Source organism: Arthrobacter sp. G119Y2 (assembly GCF_038069765.1).
GTDB lineage: Bacteria > Actinomycetota > Actinomycetes > Actinomycetales > Micrococcaceae > Arthrobacter_B.
Genome location: NZ_JBBPFS010000005.1, coordinates 1 through 16,237 on the forward strand (window position 1 = coordinate 1; position 16,237 = coordinate 16,237).

Annotated in this window: 16 protein-coding genes, 2 tRNA genes and 1 rRNA gene; 16 read left to right on the forward strand and 3 right to left on the reverse strand. The window is 66.1% G+C overall.

Features of this window, described 5'->3' with window-relative positions; genetic code table 11:
* The first annotated feature begins 8 nt into the window (after positions 1-8).
* The 8 genes from rrf (at position 9) to thiL (ending at position 5,669) form a co-directional block, all read left to right on the forward strand.
* Positions 9-125 (forward strand): 5S ribosomal RNA (gene rrf / locus WKB88_RS11770).
* Between the two features lie 243 nt (positions 126-368).
* Positions 369-1,142: a fumarylacetoacetate hydrolase family protein gene (locus tag WKB88_RS11775; protein WP_341394755.1), complete on the forward strand. Its 774-nt coding sequence runs from the start codon at positions 369-371 to the stop codon at positions 1,140-1,142.
* A gap of 2 nt (positions 1,143-1,144) precedes the next feature.
* The gene (locus tag WKB88_RS11780; RefSeq protein ID WP_341394756.1) at positions 1,145-1,759 is read left to right on the forward strand and encodes a hypothetical protein; all 615 of its coding nucleotides are present in this window, start codon (positions 1,145-1,147) and stop codon (positions 1,757-1,759) included.
* A 73-nt stretch (positions 1,760-1,832) separates the two neighbouring features.
* Positions 1,833-3,347, forward strand: coding sequence for a glutamate--tRNA ligase (gltX, locus tag WKB88_RS11785; protein ID WP_341394757.1), 1,515 nt, complete (start codon positions 1,833-1,835; stop codon positions 3,345-3,347).
* Between the two features lie 22 nt (positions 3,348-3,369).
* On the forward strand, positions 3,370-4,107 hold the full coding sequence (locus WKB88_RS11790) for an HAD family hydrolase (protein WP_341394758.1): 738 nt from the start codon (positions 3,370-3,372) through the stop codon (positions 4,105-4,107).
* A gap of 120 nt (positions 4,108-4,227) precedes the next feature.
* A tRNA-Gln gene (locus WKB88_RS11795) sits at positions 4,228-4,299 on the forward strand.
* A 125-nt stretch (positions 4,300-4,424) separates the two neighbouring features.
* Positions 4,425-4,500 (forward strand) — tRNA-Glu (locus WKB88_RS11800).
* A gap of 167 nt (positions 4,501-4,667) precedes the next feature.
* Positions 4,668-5,669, forward strand: a complete 1,002-nt coding sequence (gene thiL, locus WKB88_RS11805) for a thiamine-phosphate kinase (protein WP_341394759.1) — start codon at positions 4,668-4,670, stop codon at positions 5,667-5,669.
* Positions 5,670-5,747: 78 nt separating this feature from the next.
* On the opposite strand, the gene WKB88_RS11810 is transcribed toward thiL, so the two are convergent.
* Positions 5,748-6,170: a potassium channel family protein gene (locus tag WKB88_RS11810; RefSeq protein WP_341394760.1), complete on the reverse strand. Its 423-nt coding sequence runs from the start codon at positions 6,168-6,170 to the stop codon at positions 5,748-5,750.
* A gap of 51 nt (positions 6,171-6,221) precedes the next feature.
* Positions 6,222-6,953, reverse strand: coding sequence for an IclR family transcriptional regulator (locus WKB88_RS11815; RefSeq protein ID WP_341394761.1), 732 nt, complete (start codon positions 6,951-6,953; stop codon positions 6,222-6,224).
* 142 nt (positions 6,954-7,095) lie between these two features.
* Between WKB88_RS11815 and leuC the strand changes: the two genes are divergently transcribed.
* The 6 genes from leuC to WKB88_RS11845 all read left to right on the forward strand — a co-directional run bounded on the left by leuC (position 7,096) and on the right by WKB88_RS11845 (position 13,845).
* Positions 7,096-8,592 carry a 3-isopropylmalate dehydratase large subunit gene (gene leuC / locus WKB88_RS11820; protein ID WP_341394762.1) on the forward strand — a complete coding sequence of 499 codons (1,497 nt, stop codon included), beginning with the start codon at positions 7,096-7,098 and terminating at the stop codon, positions 8,590-8,592.
* 9 nt (positions 8,593-8,601) lie between these two features.
* Positions 8,602-9,201, forward strand: a complete 600-nt coding sequence (leuD, locus tag WKB88_RS11825; RefSeq protein ID WP_341394763.1) for a 3-isopropylmalate dehydratase small subunit — start codon at positions 8,602-8,604, stop codon at positions 9,199-9,201.
* Positions 9,202-9,481: 280 nt separating this feature from the next.
* A complete protein-coding gene (gene murA / locus WKB88_RS11830) occupies positions 9,482-10,819 on the forward strand; it encodes a UDP-N-acetylglucosamine 1-carboxyvinyltransferase (RefSeq protein WP_341394764.1) in 1,338 nt (445 codons plus the stop codon).
* Between the two features lie 8 nt (positions 10,820-10,827).
* Positions 10,828-11,631 carry a lysophospholipid acyltransferase family protein gene (locus tag WKB88_RS11835; protein ID WP_341394765.1) on the forward strand — a complete coding sequence of 268 codons (804 nt, stop codon included), beginning with the start codon at positions 10,828-10,830 and terminating at the stop codon, positions 11,629-11,631.
* A complete protein-coding gene (locus WKB88_RS11840; protein WP_341394766.1) occupies positions 11,618-12,661 on the forward strand; it encodes an NAD(P)H-dependent glycerol-3-phosphate dehydrogenase in 1,044 nt (347 codons plus the stop codon). Before WKB88_RS11835 ends, WKB88_RS11840 begins: the two co-directional genes overlap by 14 nt.
* Before the next feature lie 11 nt (positions 12,662-12,672).
* Positions 12,673-13,845: a D-alanine--D-alanine ligase family protein gene (locus tag WKB88_RS11845; RefSeq protein WP_341395080.1), complete on the forward strand. Its 1,173-nt coding sequence runs from the start codon at positions 12,673-12,675 to the stop codon at positions 13,843-13,845.
* A gap of 38 nt (positions 13,846-13,883) precedes the next feature.
* Here the strand turns inward: WKB88_RS11845 and WKB88_RS11850 are convergent, their stop codons facing one another.
* Entirely contained in the window at positions 13,884-14,360 is a 477-nt protein-coding gene (locus WKB88_RS11850; RefSeq protein WP_341394767.1) for a DUF3515 domain-containing protein, read from the reverse strand.
* A gap of 93 nt (positions 14,361-14,453) precedes the next feature.
* Here WKB88_RS11850 and WKB88_RS11855 point away from each other — a divergent pair, with 93 nt between their 5' ends.
* Positions 14,454-15,458, forward strand: a complete 1,005-nt coding sequence (locus tag WKB88_RS11855; protein WP_341394768.1) for an LCP family protein — start codon at positions 14,454-14,456, stop codon at positions 15,456-15,458.
* A 1-nt stretch (position 15,459) separates the two neighbouring features.
* Positions 15,460-16,194, forward strand: coding sequence for a hypothetical protein (locus tag WKB88_RS11860; RefSeq protein WP_341394769.1), 735 nt, complete (start codon positions 15,460-15,462; stop codon positions 16,192-16,194).
* Positions 16,195-16,237: the final 43 nt, after the last annotated feature.

A 16,237-nucleotide genomic window follows, 5' to 3' on the forward strand; every position in this document is an offset into this window, starting at 1 on the left:
GGAAGGGTTACGGCGGTCATAGCGTGGGGGAAACGCCCGGTCCCATTCCGAACCCGGAAGCTAAGACCCACAGCGCCGATGGTACTGCATCCGGGAGGATGTGGGAGAGTAGGTCACCGCCGGACAAATTCTGGCAGAGAGGTTGAGGTCCGCACCGTGTGGTGCGGGCCTCAGCTGTTTACGCACCCGTTTGGGTGGGGCCCCGTCCTGGTTGGCGGGGCCTTACGTGTTTAAGTGCTCCCCGGCCCTCCGCCGAGATGGCAGTAACTGTGCTTCCCGGGCCTGGTACGTGCACTTGCTGCCATCTCGCGGGAGGATCTACCCGGAATCTGCACCGGAGGCGAGCTTTCGTCTACTAGGCTTGAGGGATGCGTATTGCTCGATTTGTACAAGACAGTGACCCAGCCTTCGGCGTCGTGGACGGCGACGAAGGACATGAAGAAATAGCCGTCATTAAGGGCGATCCGTTCTTCTCCGGCGTCCAGTTGACGGGGGAGCGGCACAAGCTTGAGGATGTCCGCCTCCTCGCGCCGATCATCCCGCGCAGCAAGGTCGTTGGCATCGGCAAAAACTACGCGGACCATGCAGCGGAAATGGGCGGTGACGTTCCGCCGGCACCGCTGATGTTCCTCAAGCCCAACACCTCGGTTATCGGCCCGAACGATCCCGTGGTGCTGCCCTCCTTCTCCGACGAGGTCTCCTACGAGGCCGAACTCGCCGTCGTCATCGGCCGCATCTGCAAAGACGTTCCGCTGGACCGCGTGGACGAGGTCATCTTCGGTTACACCTGTGCCAACGACCTCACCGCCCGCGATGCCCAGCGCACCGATAACCAGTGGGCACGCGCCAAGGGCTTTGACACCTCCTGCCCGCTTGGCCCCTGGATCGAGACTGAGCTGGATACCGACGACTTGGCCATCCGCGGCTACCTCAACGGCCAGCTGGTCCAGGACGGCAACACGTCAGAGATGATCTGGAGCGTCAAGGAACTCGTGTCCTACGTATCCCAGGCCTTCACTCTGCTGCCCGGCGACGTCATCCTTACCGGTACGCCGGCCGGCGTGGGCCTCATCTCCGACGGCCAGCGCTACGAGGTTGACATCGAAGGCATCGGCCGCCTCCTGAACACCGCCCGCAGCTAGGCATGAGCGTCCCCGGCGCCGGACCAAGGCGCAGCAGCGTCCAGGTCCGGCGCCTTTTGCTGCCCGGAGCGGTGTGGGCAGCAATTCTTTTCGCCGCCCCTTTCCTGAACGACGACGGCGGCGAGGCCCTGCTCTGGGGTGCCGGTGCCGCAGTGCTGGTCAGCCTGTTTCCCTGGGCGCTGGTCACTATTCTGGACCGGCGCGGGGATCTGCGCCGCGGGCTGGATCGGCTGGGTGCGCCTCCCGTCATCCTCGGCGCCGCCGGAGCGTGCTTCATGGTCCTGCGGGTCATCCGCTGGACCGACGGACCGCGGGCGCTGGCCGCCGTCGTTTTTGCCATGACTACCGCCTACGCCCTCACTTCAGTGTTCGCCAAGGTCATCCGACTGGACTGGGCCGACGTCACCTATGCGGCGTCCGCCGTCGTGCTCCCGGTTCTGCTGTTCCTGCTGTTTCCCGGAGCTGCGGGTATAGCGGCGGCGCTTGCCGCTGCGGCACTGTTTATCGCAGCGCTGCTCAGCGGGAAAGCCCGGACCGCCCGCAATACGGCGGGGGCGGCGGCTGCGGGCGTGGTTTCCGCGGGCATCTTCGTCTGGCTGCTGCAGTACAGCGTCTGATCAGTACGGCGTCTGACCGGCAGGGCCGCCAAACGTCGGGCCCGGCGGATCAAGAGACTAAACTGAAAGCATCATGACTAACCTGCCTTCACTTGCCGAACTGCCCACCGTCGATGACAGCACACCCGTGCGCGTGCGTTTCTGTCCTTCCCCCACAGGTACCCCGCACGTGGGCCTGATCCGGACCGCCCTGTTCAACTGGGCCTATGCCAAGCACACCGGCGGCACCATGGTGTTCCGCATCGAAGACACCGACACCGCCCGTGACAGCGAAGAGAGCTTCCTGCAGCTTCTCGACGCGCTCGACTGGCTGGGCATCACCTGGGATGAGGGCGTCAACGTGGGCGGCCCGCATGAGCCGTACCGCCAGTCCCAGCGCGGCGACATTTACCAGGACGTCATCACCAAGCTCAAGGACGCCGGCCACCTGTACGAGTCCTACTCGACACCCGAAGAGATCGAGGCCCGGCACCGCGCCGCCGGTCGCGACATCAAGCTCGGCTACGACAACTACGACCGGAACCTGACACCCGAGCAGATCGAAGCCTTCAAAGCCGAAGGCCGGCAGCCGGTGCTGCGCGTGCGCATGCCCGACGAAGACATCACGTTCAACGACCTGGTCCGCGGCGAGATCACCTTCAAGGCCGGGACAGTTCCTGACTTCGTCGTCGTCCGCGCCAACGGCGCCCCGCTCTACACGCTCGTGAACCCCGTGGACGACGCCCTCATGGGCATCACCCATGTGCTGCGCGGCGAGGACCTGCTGTCCTCCACACCCCGCCAGATTGCGCTGTACCGCGCACTGATCGACGTCGGAGTGGCTCAGTACATGCCGCTCTTCGGGCACCTGCCCTACGTGATGGGAGGCGGCAACAAGAAACTCTCCAAGCGTGATCCGGAGTCGAGCCTCTTCCTGCACCGCGAACGCGGCTTCATCCCCGAGGGCCTGCTGAACTACCTCTCGCTGCTGGGCTGGTCCATGTCCGCAGACGAGGACATCTTCACCGTTGACCAGCTCGTGGAGAAGTTCGACATCCACGATGTGCTGGCCAACCCGGCACGCTTTGACCTGAAGAAGGCCGAGGCCATCAACGGCACCCACGTCCGGATGCTGGATGCCGAAGACTTCCGCAACCGCCTCGTGCCGTACCTGCAGCAGGCCGGGCTGGTGGGGGAGACCCTGACCGCACGCGAGGAGGAAATCCTCACCGAGGCAGCTCCGCTGGTCCAGGAACGCATCACCCTGCTCGGCGAGGCGCCGGAGATGCTGGGCTTCCTGTTCAAGGCCGACGACGCCATTGACGTGGCCGACGACGCGCGGAAGGGGCTGCCCGCCAACCTCACCGAGGTGCTCGACGCCGCCCTGGCCGCACTGGAACCGATCGAGGACTGGACCGCGGAGAACATCCAGGCAGCACTTCGCACGGCACTGGTTGAGGAGATGGGGATCAAGCCGCGGCTGGCCTTCGGCCCGGTCCGCACTGCCGTTTCCGGCCGCCGGATTTCTCCGCCGCTGTTCGAGTCCATGGTCATCCTGGGCAAGGACTCCTCGCTGGCCCGCCTCCGCGCGTTCCGCAACGCGGGCTGACGCAGGCTAAGGAACAGCAACAATGCAGCGTACGCAGGTCCACGGAGTACTTTTCGACATCGACGAGACCCTCGTGGACCTGCGTGCCGCCATGGGCACCACACTTCAAGCCCTGGGCGGGCACGATCTCGCACATTTCACGGCCGATGACTGGACCGCATTCACTGCCCTCTTTACCGCTGACCCGCAGGGGTACTACGACCGGTATCTGGCCGGAGAGCTCTCCTTCGCGGACCAGCGGGTCCGCCGCGTGCAGCACGCCCGCCAAAGCACCGGCCGTCCGCTGCTCGACGACGACACGGCCAGGGCGTGGAACACCACCTATGAGGCAACGCTGCCGCTGCACTTCCGGGCGTTCGACGACGTGGTGCCGCTGCTGGACGAACTGGATGCCAGCGGCATCGCCTACGGAGCTGTCAGCAACAACGTCCATGACTACCAGCGGGCCAAGCTCGACGCCGCGGGGCTGGAACGGATCCGGATCCTGGTGGGCATCGACGCCGTGGGAGCGGCAAAGCCCGATCCCGCTATCTTCCGTGAAGGTGTGCGGCTGCTGGGAACTGACGCGGACAGGACCCTCTACATTGGAGACAATCTCAGGGTGGACGCCGAGGGTGCAACCGCGGCAGGCCTGCGCGGCGTCTGGCTGGACCGCCCCGGAAACCCGCAGCCGGCGCAACAGGATGCCGGGGGCCTGCCGGGAAAGGAAATCTCCGTGGTGAAGTCGCTGGCTGAAGTTCCGCGGCTCCTGGCCGCATGAGGGCCGCAGCGGGGCGCCCGGAACCGTTTTGTACTTCCTCCGGAACCGGTGTATAGTTATATCTCGTGCTGAGGGGTTGCAGCGGGGAAAAACTTCTCCTAAACGGCCCGAAAAGCGCAGTGGGATATGGTGTAATTGGCAACACATCGGTTTCTGGTACCGACATTCTAGGTTCGAGTCCTGGTATCCCAGCGGTTCTCAAATGATAAGAAATTATCAATTTGAAGATCAGCAGTAAGTGTGAAAAACTTATTGAGCTTAATTTCAGATTGAGCAAAAGGAAGCAAGACGCCTTTAGGGGCAGAATGCTTGTACCTGGCCCCATCGTATAGCGGCCTAGTACGCTGCCCTCTCACGGCGGTAACGCGGGTTCGAATCCCGCTGGGGTCACCAATATAGACCGGTTCCGGACACTGTCCGGGACCGGTTTTTTGTGCTCGTTTGTCGTTCTCAGGCACAGAGCCGGGCGGTTCCCGACCCGTGGCTCATCTTCGGTCCGTGATAAATTCGCGCTCGGAGCCGGAAAACGTTCCAAGACTTTGATCCAAAGGACACCACCAGTGCCCACGCACGCGCCCACAGTGGCGGACCTCGACGAAAAAGCCCTTCTCGCCCGTATCTTTCCCCGCCTGGGACAGCCGAACGCCCTGCTCGGACCCGGCGATGATGCGGCGGTCATCGCTTCCCCCGACGGACGCACCGCCATCTCGATTGACACCCTGGTCCAGGACGCGGACTTTCGGCTGGTTTGGCCCTCCGGTTACCGCACCAGCGGATATGACGTGGGCTGGAAATGCGCCGCCCAGAACCTCTCGGACATCAACGCCATGGGAGGCGTTGCCACCTCGCTGGTGGTAAGCCTGACCCTGCCCGGCAGCACTGCGGTGTCATGGGTGGAAGACCTCGCCGACGGACTCGCCGCTGCCATCCGGACGCTCACCGCCGGCACCGGGCCGTGCTCCGTGGTCGGCGGGGATCTGGGCCGGGGGCGGGAAATCGTGGTGACGGCAGCCGTCACCGGGAACCTGCAGGGCCGGGCCCCCGTGCTGCGCTCCGGCGCCCGCCCCGGGGATCAGCTCGCCCATGCCGGAGCGCTGGGGCTGGCCGCCGGCGGGCTCGCGGCGCTGGAGAGCAGCCTGGCGTATGCGCAGATGGATGAGGCGCTGCTTGCCCTCGCTGCGGCCCAGTGCCGTCCGCGGCCGCCGCTGCTGCAGGGCCCCGGGGCAGCAGCGGCCGGAGCCACCGCCATGCTGGACATTTCCGACGGACTGGTGCGCGATGCCGGGCGGATTGCGCGGGCTTCAGGCGTGGCGATCGATCTGGACCCCGCCCTTCTCGCTCCCCGGGCCGCCCGCCTGCAGCGCGAAGCGCAGCTGCTGGGCGCGGAAGCGCTGGACTGGGTGCTCGGCGGCGGCGAGGACCACGGACTGCTTGCCTCGTTCCCGGCCGGCACTGTACTGCCGGAGGGTTTCCTGCCGGTGGGAACAGTGCACGACGGCGAGGGCGTCACCTATGGGGGAGAGGCACCGCGGACCTCGGGCTGGGACCACTTCGCGGGCTAGCGGCACCGGGCTGGCAGCACGGGCTAGCGGCACCGGGCTGGTACTAACGGGGACAGTATCGCCGGACCGGCCGGCCTGCTACCGCAGGATGTGCCGCCGCCGGATCCGCTCGGCCAGCGCGAGAAGGTCTTCCCGCGACAGCTCCGGCAGCTGCTCCAGTTCGCTGATGAGCTCATCCAGGCTGGTGTTCGCCCGGGCCCGCAGGATTTCGCTGTAGTACCCGACAATCACGCCGGTTCCCAGCGCCACCACCAGGATGCCGTACAGCGACACAACAACCGTAATGAGCCGGCCCGGCATGGTCACCGGAACAATATCGCCGAAGCCGATGGTGGTGAAGGAGACAAACAGGAACCAGAGGGCATCGCCCAAGTTGTTGATGCCGGGTTCAAACCGCGCCAGCATCAGGGAACCGCCGGCAAGGACCAGCAAAAAACCGGTGAAAACCCCGTCGGCGCCGGTGGCACGGATGATGTTCCACAGCAAGCGCACCCGTTTCATGGCGACCCCTCGGCTCAGCCCCGTTCCCTGGATGGGAGTCCCAGAATAGGCCTAGTCCGCGGTCTTCCGCAGGGTCTCGGTGAGCGAGGCGGCTGCCCGGGTCACTACTTCGGCGTGAATGCGTCCGGGCTGGCGGGTCAGCCGCTCGATCGGCCCTGAAATGGAGACGGCGGCAATGACCCGGCCGGAGGGACCGCGCACCGGTGCCGAAACCGACGCCACTCCCGGTTCCCGTTCACCCAGGCTCTGCGCCCAGCCGCGGCGCCGCACGCCGGCCAGGACAGTGGGGGTGAACCGTGCATTGTGCAGCCCTTCGAACAGCCGGTCGTGGTCTTCCCAAGCCAGCAGGCACTGAGCAGCGGATCCGGCCTTCATGGACAGCTGCGTGCCGACGGGAATGGTGTCCCGCAACCCGATGGGACGCTCGGCGGAAGCCACGCAGACCCGCCATTCCCCCTGCCGGCGGAAAACCTGCGAGCTTTCTCCGGTCGCGTCGCGCAGGGACAGCAGCACCGGTCCGGCTGCCGCGATCAGGCGGTCCTCGCCGGCGGCCGATGCCAGTTCCACGAGCCGGCCGCCCAGGACAAACCGGCCCTGGATGTCCCGGCCCACCAGGCGGTGGTGAGCCAGCGCGACGGCGAGGCGGTGCACCGTGGGACGGGCCAGCCCGGTGGCCGCCACCAGCTGTGCCAGCGTGGTAGGTCCGGCTTCCAGTGCATCAAGCACCAGTGCCGCCTTATCAATGACTCCCACGCCGCTGGCGGCGTTTCCCAGTGTGTCCATGTGTTGATACTGCCGTCTCATTATTTGAGATGCAAATTGAAATAGTGGCGTGTCCGCGGCCGGGGCTGGTTGTCTTAACCCATCGACTTTGCGCGGCCGCGTTTTTCGGCCTGCGGGAGACACTTCACAAGGAGCATCGGGCATGGGTGAGCACGCAGCAGGCAGGACGCTTGCGGAGAAAGTGTGGGACGAGCACGTAGTGGTCAAGGGCGAGGACGGAGCGCCCGACCTTCTGTACATCGACCTGCACCTTGTCCATGAGGTGACGTCCCCGCAGGCTTTCGAGGGGCTTCGCCTGGCCGGCCGGAAGCTGCGCCGCCCGGACCTGACCATCGCCACCGAGGACCACAACACTCCCACGCTGGAAATCGACAAGCCCATCGCCGATCCGGTGAGCCGGACCCAGATCGAAACCCTCCGCGCCAACTGTGCGGAATTCGGGGTGCGGCTGCATCCGCTCGGCGACGCCGAGCAGGGCATCGTGCACGTGGTCGGCCCGCAGCTGGGCCTGACCCAGCCGGGCCTGACCGTGGTCTGCGGGGACTCGCACACCTCCACCCACGGAGCCTTCGGCGCGCTGGCCATGGGCATCGGCACCTCCGAGGTGGAGCACGTCATGGCCACCCAGACGCTGTCGCTGAAGCCCTTCCGGACCATGGCCATCACCGTGGAAGGAACCCTGCGCCCCGGCGTCACGTCCAAGGACATTATCCTGGCCGTGATTGCCAAGATCGGCACCGGCGGCGGGCAGGGCTATGTCCTGGAATACCGCGGATCCGCCATCCGCTCCCTGTCCATGGAAGCCCGGATGACCATCTGCAACATGTCCATCGAGGCCGGCGCCCGTGCCGGCATGGTGGCGCCGGACGAAACCACGTTCGCCTACCTCAAGGACAAGCCGCACGCGCCGCAGGGCGCTGACTGGGATGCCGCCGTCGAGCACTGGAAGTCACTGGTCACGGACGACGACGCCGTGTTCGACGCCGAGGTGTTCCTGGACGCCGACGAGCTGGAGCCTTTTGTCACCTGGGGAACCAACCCCGGTCAGGGCGTCTCGCTCTCGGGCTCCGTTCCGTTCCCCGAAGATTTCGCCGACGAGAATGCGAAGGCCGCCGCAGAGCGGGCGCTGACGTACATGGATCTCGCCGCGGGAACTCCCATGAAGGACATCAGCGTGGACACAGTCTTCCTGGGTTCCTGCACCAACAGCCGGATCGAGGACCTGCGCATTGCCGCGGACATCATCCGCGGCCGGCAGAAGGACCCGAACATCCGGATGATGGTTGTCCCCGGCTCGGCACGGGTCCGGCTCGAAGCCGAAGCCGAAGGCCTGGACCGGGTGTTCAAGGACTTCGGTGCGGAATGGCGCTTTGCCGGGTGCTCCATGTGCCTGGGCATGAACCCGGACCAGCTGGCACCGGGGGAGCGCTGCGCGTCCACGTCCAACCGGAACTTTGAAGGGCGCCAGGGCAAGGGCGGGCGCACGCACCTGGTCTCACCCGTGGTCGCCGCTGCCACGGCGGTCCGGGGCACCCTGAGTTCACCCTCGGACCTCGAGCCCCGCTCCGGTACGTCCGCGGCATCCGCAGAACCCGCAGAACCCGCCGAACACGCCGCATCCGCCCAGTCTGCCGTTTAGGAGCCCGCCATGGAAAAGATCACCACGCACACCGGCATCGGCGTTCCGCTGCGCCAGAGCGACGTCGACACCGACCAGATCATCCCCGCCGTCTACCTCAAGCGGATCACGCGCACCGGATTCGAGGACGCCCTCTTCGCCGGCTGGCGCAAGGATGAGAACTTCATCCTGAACCGCGAGCCGTACGCCGCCGGCTCGGTACTGGTGGCCGGCCCCGACTTCGGCACCGGGTCCTCCCGCGAACACGCGGTCTGGGCGCTGAAGGACTACGGGTTCCGGGCCGTCCTGTCCTCCCGCTTCGCCGACATCTTCCGGGGCAACTCCGGCAAGCAGGGACTTGTCGCAGCGCAGGTGGCCCAGGATGACATTGAACTCATCTGGAAGGTGCTCGAAAACTCTCCGGGCACCGAGGTCACCGTGGACCTGGAATCACGCACCGTCATTTGCGGCGCCGTCACGGCTCCCTTCACCATTGACGAATACACCCGGTGGCGGCTGCTCGAAGGATTGGATGATATTTCCCTCACGCTGCGGCGTGAGTCGGATATCACAAAGTTTGAAGCACAGCGCCCCGCCTTCAAACCAACAACCCTTCCAGCCCGGGCCTAAACCGCATTTTTCTCCGGCGCGCCGGACTCCGGTGAGTTTCGTGTCGCACAGCGGCACTCAGTATTATTGATGGGCCCCCACACGGGGGCCCATCGGCATTTCTCCGCGTCCTCGGGCCGGTGAGCACCACCACGGCACCGGCACCGTTCCGGCGCCGGAAGCGGCGCGGAAACTCCGGCGGCGGGGTGCCGATATTTCAGTATGCGGACGCTAGCTCCTATGCTTGAGTGCAGTCTCTCTTTGCTGTTGGGGCATTATAGAAAAAAGAAATTAGGTGTTCATGGGTAGCGTTCTAACCATCCGTGGTGGAGTTCCTCTGACAGGAAAAGTCCCCGTCCGCGGAGCGAAGAACCTCGTTCCCAAAGCCATGGTTGCGGCACTGCTGGGCAATAGCCCGTCACTGCTCCGCAACGTCCCGGAAATCAAGGACGTTGAGGTTGTCACCTCGCTGTTGAAGCTCCACGGCGTTGAAGTCACCAAGGACCCGGTGACCGGTGACCTGACCATGGATCCCCAGAACGCCAAGACCGCGGCGTCCAAGGATATTGATGCGCACGCGGGCGATTCCCGGATCCCCATCCTGCTGTGCGGCCCGCTGATGCACAGCCTCGGCGAGGCCTTCATTCCTGACCTCGGCGGCTGCAAGATCGGCGACCGGCCCATCGACTTCCACCTGCAGATGCTGCGGAATTTCGGTGCCGTCGTGGAAAAGCGCCCGGGCGGCATCTCCATCTCGGCCCCCAAGGGCCTTACCGGCGCCAAGCTGGAACTGCCCTACCCGAGCGTCGGCGCCACCGAGCAGGTGCTGCTGACCGCGGTCAAGGCCGTGGGCATTACCGAGCTGCGCGGCGCTGCCGTGGAGCCGGAGATCCTGGACCTCATTGCCGTGCTGCAGAAAATGGGCGCGATCATCACGGTCCAGACGGACCGCGTCATCCGCATTGAGGGCGTCTCCGAGCTGTCCGGATACAACCACCGTGCGCTGCCCGACCGCAACGAGGCCGCATCCTGGGCCTCCGCAGCGCTGGTTACCAAGGGCGACATTTACGTTGAGGGTGCCTCCCAGCAGGACCTCACCGCCTTCCTGAACACTTACCGCAAGATCGGCGGCGCGTTCGACGTCGACGACGGCGGCATCCGTTTCTACCACCCGGGCGGCGCGCTGAACCCGCTGGTGCTGGAAACCGACGTGCACCCCGGGTTCATGACCGACTGGCAGCAGCCCCTGGTGGTTGCCCTGACCCAGGCCCAGGGCGTGTCCATCGTCCACGAAACCGTGTACGAGAACCGCTTTGGGTTCACCGATGCGCTCATCCGCATGGGAGCCAACATCCAGGTGCACCGCGAATGCCTCGGCAGTGTGCCGTGCCGGTTCGGCCAGCGGAACTTCCTCCATTCGGCCGTCATCTCCGGCCCCGTACAGCTGAAGGGTGCCGAAATCGACATCCCGGACCTGCGGGGCGGCTTCAGCCACCTCATTGCGGCCCTGGCGGCCGAAGGAACATCTCGGGTGACGGGCATCGAACTCATCAACCGCGGGTACGAGCACTTCCTCGAGAAGCTCGAAGGCCTCGGCGCCGACTTTGACGTCACTGCCGTCGCTGCCGGAACGAAGTAGAGGCCGGCATGCCTGAGTCGGTCAAGTCACGGGTGGCGTTCGCCCTGCTGGCGAACACCATGCGGCCGGTAATGAACATCCTGCTGCGCAAGCAGTGGGAGGGAATGGAAAACCTTCCCCGGGACACCGGGTTCATTGCCTGCCCCAACCACGTGACTGAGATCGACCCGGTGGTGGTGGGGCACTTCTTCTACAACCAGAAGATCATGCCCCGCTACCTCGCGAAGGCGTCCCTCTTTAAGGTGCCCGTGCTGGGCCCGGCCCTCCGCGCCACCAACCAGGTGCCGGTGGAACGCATCACGGCCGGCGCTTCGGCGTCGCTGAAAGGCGCCCGGACGGTTATCGACGCCGGCGGCGCCCTGATTGTTTACCCGGAGGGAACGCTGACCCGCGACCCCGAGCTTTGGCCGATGCGCGGGCGGACGGGCGCTGCCCGGCTTGCCCTGCAAACCGGAGCCCCCGTGGTTCCGATAGCCCACTGGGGTGCCGAAGCGGTACTGCCGCGCTACAGCAAGCGCCTTTCCCTTTTCCCGCGCAAGACGGTCCGGCTGCGGGTCGGGACTCCCGTGGACCTTTCGGACCTCCGCGGAAAGCCCATGACCAAATCAGTGCTGGACACTGCCACGGAACGCATCATGGACAGCCTGACGGTGCTTGTCGCGGAACTGCGGAATGAAAAGCCCCCGGCAGTGCGCTGGGATCCGGCGCAGAAGGGCCAGTCGGCCATCGGCCGGAACTTTGACCCGGGCGCTGACACGCAACACAGCCACAACAAGAAAAAGAACGGGACCGACACTAATGAGCTTGCTTAACACGCCCCCGCAGGTAGTTGCTGTCCTGGGGGCAGGCAGCTGGGGAACCGTCTTCGCAAAGATCGTGGCCGACGCCGGCGCTTCCCGGCAGACGGACGTCCGCGTCTGGGCCCGGCGGCCCGAGGTCGCAGCGGAAATCAACGAGAGCCACCGCAACAGCCAGTATTTGAAGGACACTGTCCTCCCGGCCAACCTCACGGCCTCGGCGGACCCCGCCCAGGTTCTGGCCGGCGCCGAACTGGTGGTGCTGGCCGTCCCGGCACAGACCCTGCGCGCCCAGCTGCGCAGCGTCCGGGAGCTCATCCCGGAAGGCGCCGTCGTTGTCTCCCTGATGAAGGGCCTGGAAGTCGGCACCGACTCGCGCATGAGCCAGGTCATCGAGGAGGAACTGCACTGGCCCGAGGACCGGGTTGCCGTTGTCTCGGGCCCTAACCTGGCCATGGAGATTGCCGGCCGCCAGCCGACGGCGTCGGTGGTGGCCTGCTCGAACCTGGAGACCGCCGGCTGGATTGCCCGCGCCTGCACCGCACCCTATTTCCGGCCGTACACCAACACCGACGTGGTGGGCACGGAAATCGGCGGGATCGTCAAGAACGTCATTGCCCTGGCCGTGGGCATCTGCGAAGGCAAGGGCATGGGGGACAACACCAAGGCCTCGGTCATGACCCGCGGCCTGGCGGAGACCACGCGCCTGGCGCTGGCGCTGGGCGGAAGCGCCGAAACCATGTCCGGCCTCGCCGGCATGGGCGACCTCATCGCCACCTGCTCCTCGCCGCTGTCGCGCAACCACACCGCAGGCCGGCTGCTGGCCCAGGGCTTGACGCTGGAGGAGGTCAACGCTTCCATGAAGCAGACAGCCGAAGGCATCAAGTCAGCCCAGGCCGTGCTGGACCGCGCCACTCAGCTGGGCGTCTACATGCCCATCACCGAAAATGTTGTTGCCGTTCTGCAGGGCGTTATTTCTGTGGACGAACTGGGACCGCGACTGCTGTCCCGCGAACTGAAATCCGAAGGTGTGCACACCCCGTGACCAATGAACCGCTGACTCCCGACTCGGTAACCGCCTCCGGCGACGCCGCTGAAACCGCCGGCACCGGTGCGGGCTCCAGCCGGCCGCGCGTGGCAGTGCTGTTCGGCGGACGCTCCAGCGAACACGCCGTGAGCTGCGTGACCGCAGCCGGCGTCCTGGACTCCATTGACCGCAGCAAGTACGACGTCGTTCCGGTGGGGATCACCCGCGACGGGCAGTGGACCCTGGTCTCCGCCGATCCGGCAAACTGGTCGCTGCGCTCCGAGTCCCTGCCGGAGGTCACTGCCGGCCTCGAAAGCGTCGTCCTGTCCGCCGACGGCTCCGGCTCCGACCTTGTGGCGCACGCCGAGGGCACACTGCCGCGCAGCCTGGGCCGCATCGACGTCGTGTTCCCCGTCCTGCACGGGCCGTTCGGCGAGGACGGCACCCTGCAGGGAATGCTGGAAATGGCCGATATCCGTTACGTCGGTGCCGGTGTCCTGGCCTCCGCCGTGGGGATGGACAAGCACTACATGAAGGTCGTGTTTGCAGCGGCCGGCCTGACGGTGGGCCCCTACGAAGTCATCACCGACCGCCAGTGGCAGAAGGACGCCGGAGCGTGCCTGGAGCGCGCCGCGAAACTGCAGTTCCCGCTCTTCGTCAAGCCCGCACGGGCCGGCTCCTCCATGGGCATCACCCGGGTTGCCGAACCCTCCGCCCTCACCGCCGCCATTGAAGCGGCCCGCCTGCACGATCCCAAGGTGGTTGTGGAAGCCGGCATCATCGGCCGGGAAATCGAAGTGGCGGTGCTGCAGGGCCGCGGCACCGAGGATCCGCGCACCAGCCATCCGGGGGAAATCGCCGTGCAGAACGGTGACCACGAGTGGTACGACTTTGACGCCAAGTACGTTGACGGCGCGGCCGCCGAGCTGAGCTGCCCCGCCGACCTTCCCGCCGCAGTCTCGGAACGGGTCCGCGTGCTGGCCGCCGCAGCCTTTGAAGCCGTCGGCGCCGAGGGCCTGTCCCGGGTGGACTTCTTCTACACCCCCGGCGGGGACCTGATCATCAACGAGATCAACACCATGCCCGGCTTCACGCCCGTGAGCATGTATCCGCAGATGTGGGCCAAATCCGGCCTGCCGTACACGGAGCTCATCGATGAACTGATTTCGCTGGCGCTGGAGCGCAAAACCGGCCTGCGCTAACGGCAGGCGGTCCGCTCGGCGCACCGAGCTGCCCGGCGCTACTGCGCGGGCAGCTCCAGGTCGTTGCTGCTGACGCATTCGCGGGTCGGCTGGATCCGGGACACCGAGTTCTCCAGCTGCACCAGGAGCGTGGAGGAGGAGACTTCCTCCGGGTTGAAGATCACTTCAATGGCCGGCTCCCGCCCGTATGTTGTAGCCGTCCAGGTGGTCTCATCCTCCTGCAGGATCCAGTCGATGCCGTTGACCGTGGCGCACTGCTCCGTGGTGGGGCCGGGCACCGGCACGCCGCAGCGCAGGATAATCTTCGACGGATCCCCCCACGCGGAGGAAGACTGGCTGTCCGTCTCACGCTGCTGCTCGCCGGCAAGCTCGGAAGGCAGGGCCACCATGACGGTGGCGCAGTCCGGATTGGCGGCGTCGGGGGCCGGTTCGACGTCGGCCACGGGAGTGCAGGCGGTCAGGCCGGCTGCAAGGGTAAGAACCGCTGCCGGAAGGGCAGCGCGGGATAGCAACATGCCTCCAAGGTTATCGGTCCAACCCGGCAGGGCCGGAATCGAAGCCGGGGCCCGGACCGCTAGGCTTCTGTCCAGCGAGAACAGGAGAAGATCTTGACGCAGTACTTCGAGGATTACGAACAGCCGGCCAGGCGCCGGCGGCGTCCGGTCCGTGCCTTCCTGACCGCGGTGCTGGTGCTCTTCCTTTTGGCGGCGCTGGTGGCCGGAGGCTATCTGTGGTCGCTGGCGCGGAGCTTCAACAACGGCACCACCACCATCGAGAACGCGCTGCCCGCGGACAGCCCCGCCAAGGATCCGGCGGCCGGCAACTCGCAGAACATCCTGCTGATCGGCACCGACAGCCGGGATCCCGGATCAGAGGCCTCCCGTTCCGACACCATGATGCTGGTGCACCTGCCCGGTGACCGAAGCACCGCCTACGTCATGTCCATCATGCGCGATACCTGGACCGAAATTCCCGGCTACGGGGAGGGCAAGATCAACTCGGCCATGGCCCGGGGCGGCGTACCGCTGGCCGTGGGTGCCGTGCAGACCCTGCTGGACGCTCCGATTGACCACGTGGCGATTGTGGACTTTGAAGGGTTCAGCGGATTGACCGACGCGCTCGGCGGCGTGGAGGTGAACAACCCGGCTGCGTTTTCCTCCAGCATCGCCGATGACCACTTCCCGGCCGGTGCCGTTTCCCTGGACGGGGACTCCGCGCTGAACTTTGTCCGCGAGCGGTACGCCTTCGCCGACGGCGACTACCAGCGGGTGCGCAACCAGCAGATCTTCCTGAGCGGACTGGTCTCCCAGGTGCTCTCCAGGGAAACGCTGCTGAATCCGGTCAAGGTCAGCAGGGCCGTCTCCGAGATCTCTCCCTACCTCAGCGTGGATGAGGAGCTGGATGCCGCTGCCGCTGGCAAGCTGGCCTTCTCCCTGCGCGGCCTGCGGGGGAACGACCTGACGATGTTTACGCTCCCGACACTGGGCGCGGGAACGTCAAGCGACGGACAGTCTATTGTGATCAAGGACGAAACGGCCATCGCAGAAATTGCGGAGGCCGTCGACAACGATGACATGGCCGGATATGCGGCTGCACATAACGGGGGAATATAACGTGGATTCAGGGCACTGGCGACGACGGGCGGTAACCGCCGCGGCGGTGGCCGTCCTCCTCTCATCCGCGGCCGTGGGACCGGCACTTGCGGTGGAGACGCCCCCGCCGGGGACCGAAAGCCCTGCCCCTCCCGCTCCCGTTCCGTCGGATCCGGCCCCGGTTCCCGATCCGCCCGTGGCGCCGCCCGTAGAACCGCCGCCGGCCCCCGCTCCGCAGCCCGCCCCCGTGCCTGCTCCTGCGCCCCAGCCCGCACCCGCACCGCCCGCCCCCGTGATCGATCCGGCCACCGGCTACGCCATTGACCGCAGCACCGGTTTCCTGATCCATCCGGGCACCGGCTGGCTGATCGAGAGCGGAAGCGGCTACCTCATCGATGCCGCCAGCATGCTGTACACGGATTTCCGCTGGGATCCGGCCACGGGGCTGGTAACCGAGATTGCCGCGGACGAGGAAACGAGCAGCCCCTCGCCGTCGCCGTCGCCGTCTGAGTCTCCCTCGCCGTCGGCATCCGCCACAGCAACACCCACCCCGTCACCCTCGGCAACCGCCGGCCCGACGGCGTCGGCAACACCCTCCGCCAGCGCTCTGGCCGCGGCGCCCAGCGCCGACACGGGCGGCACCTCCGGAACCGGATGGCTGGTCCGCAGCCTGGTCATTCTGGGACTGATCGGAGCCGGTGCCCTTTATTACGTTAAGCTCCGCGGATCGTCGGCCAAAGGCGCTTTGAGCAGATAACAGGGCAGAGCGGTAGACTGTCACGGTCTTATCAAGATGCGCG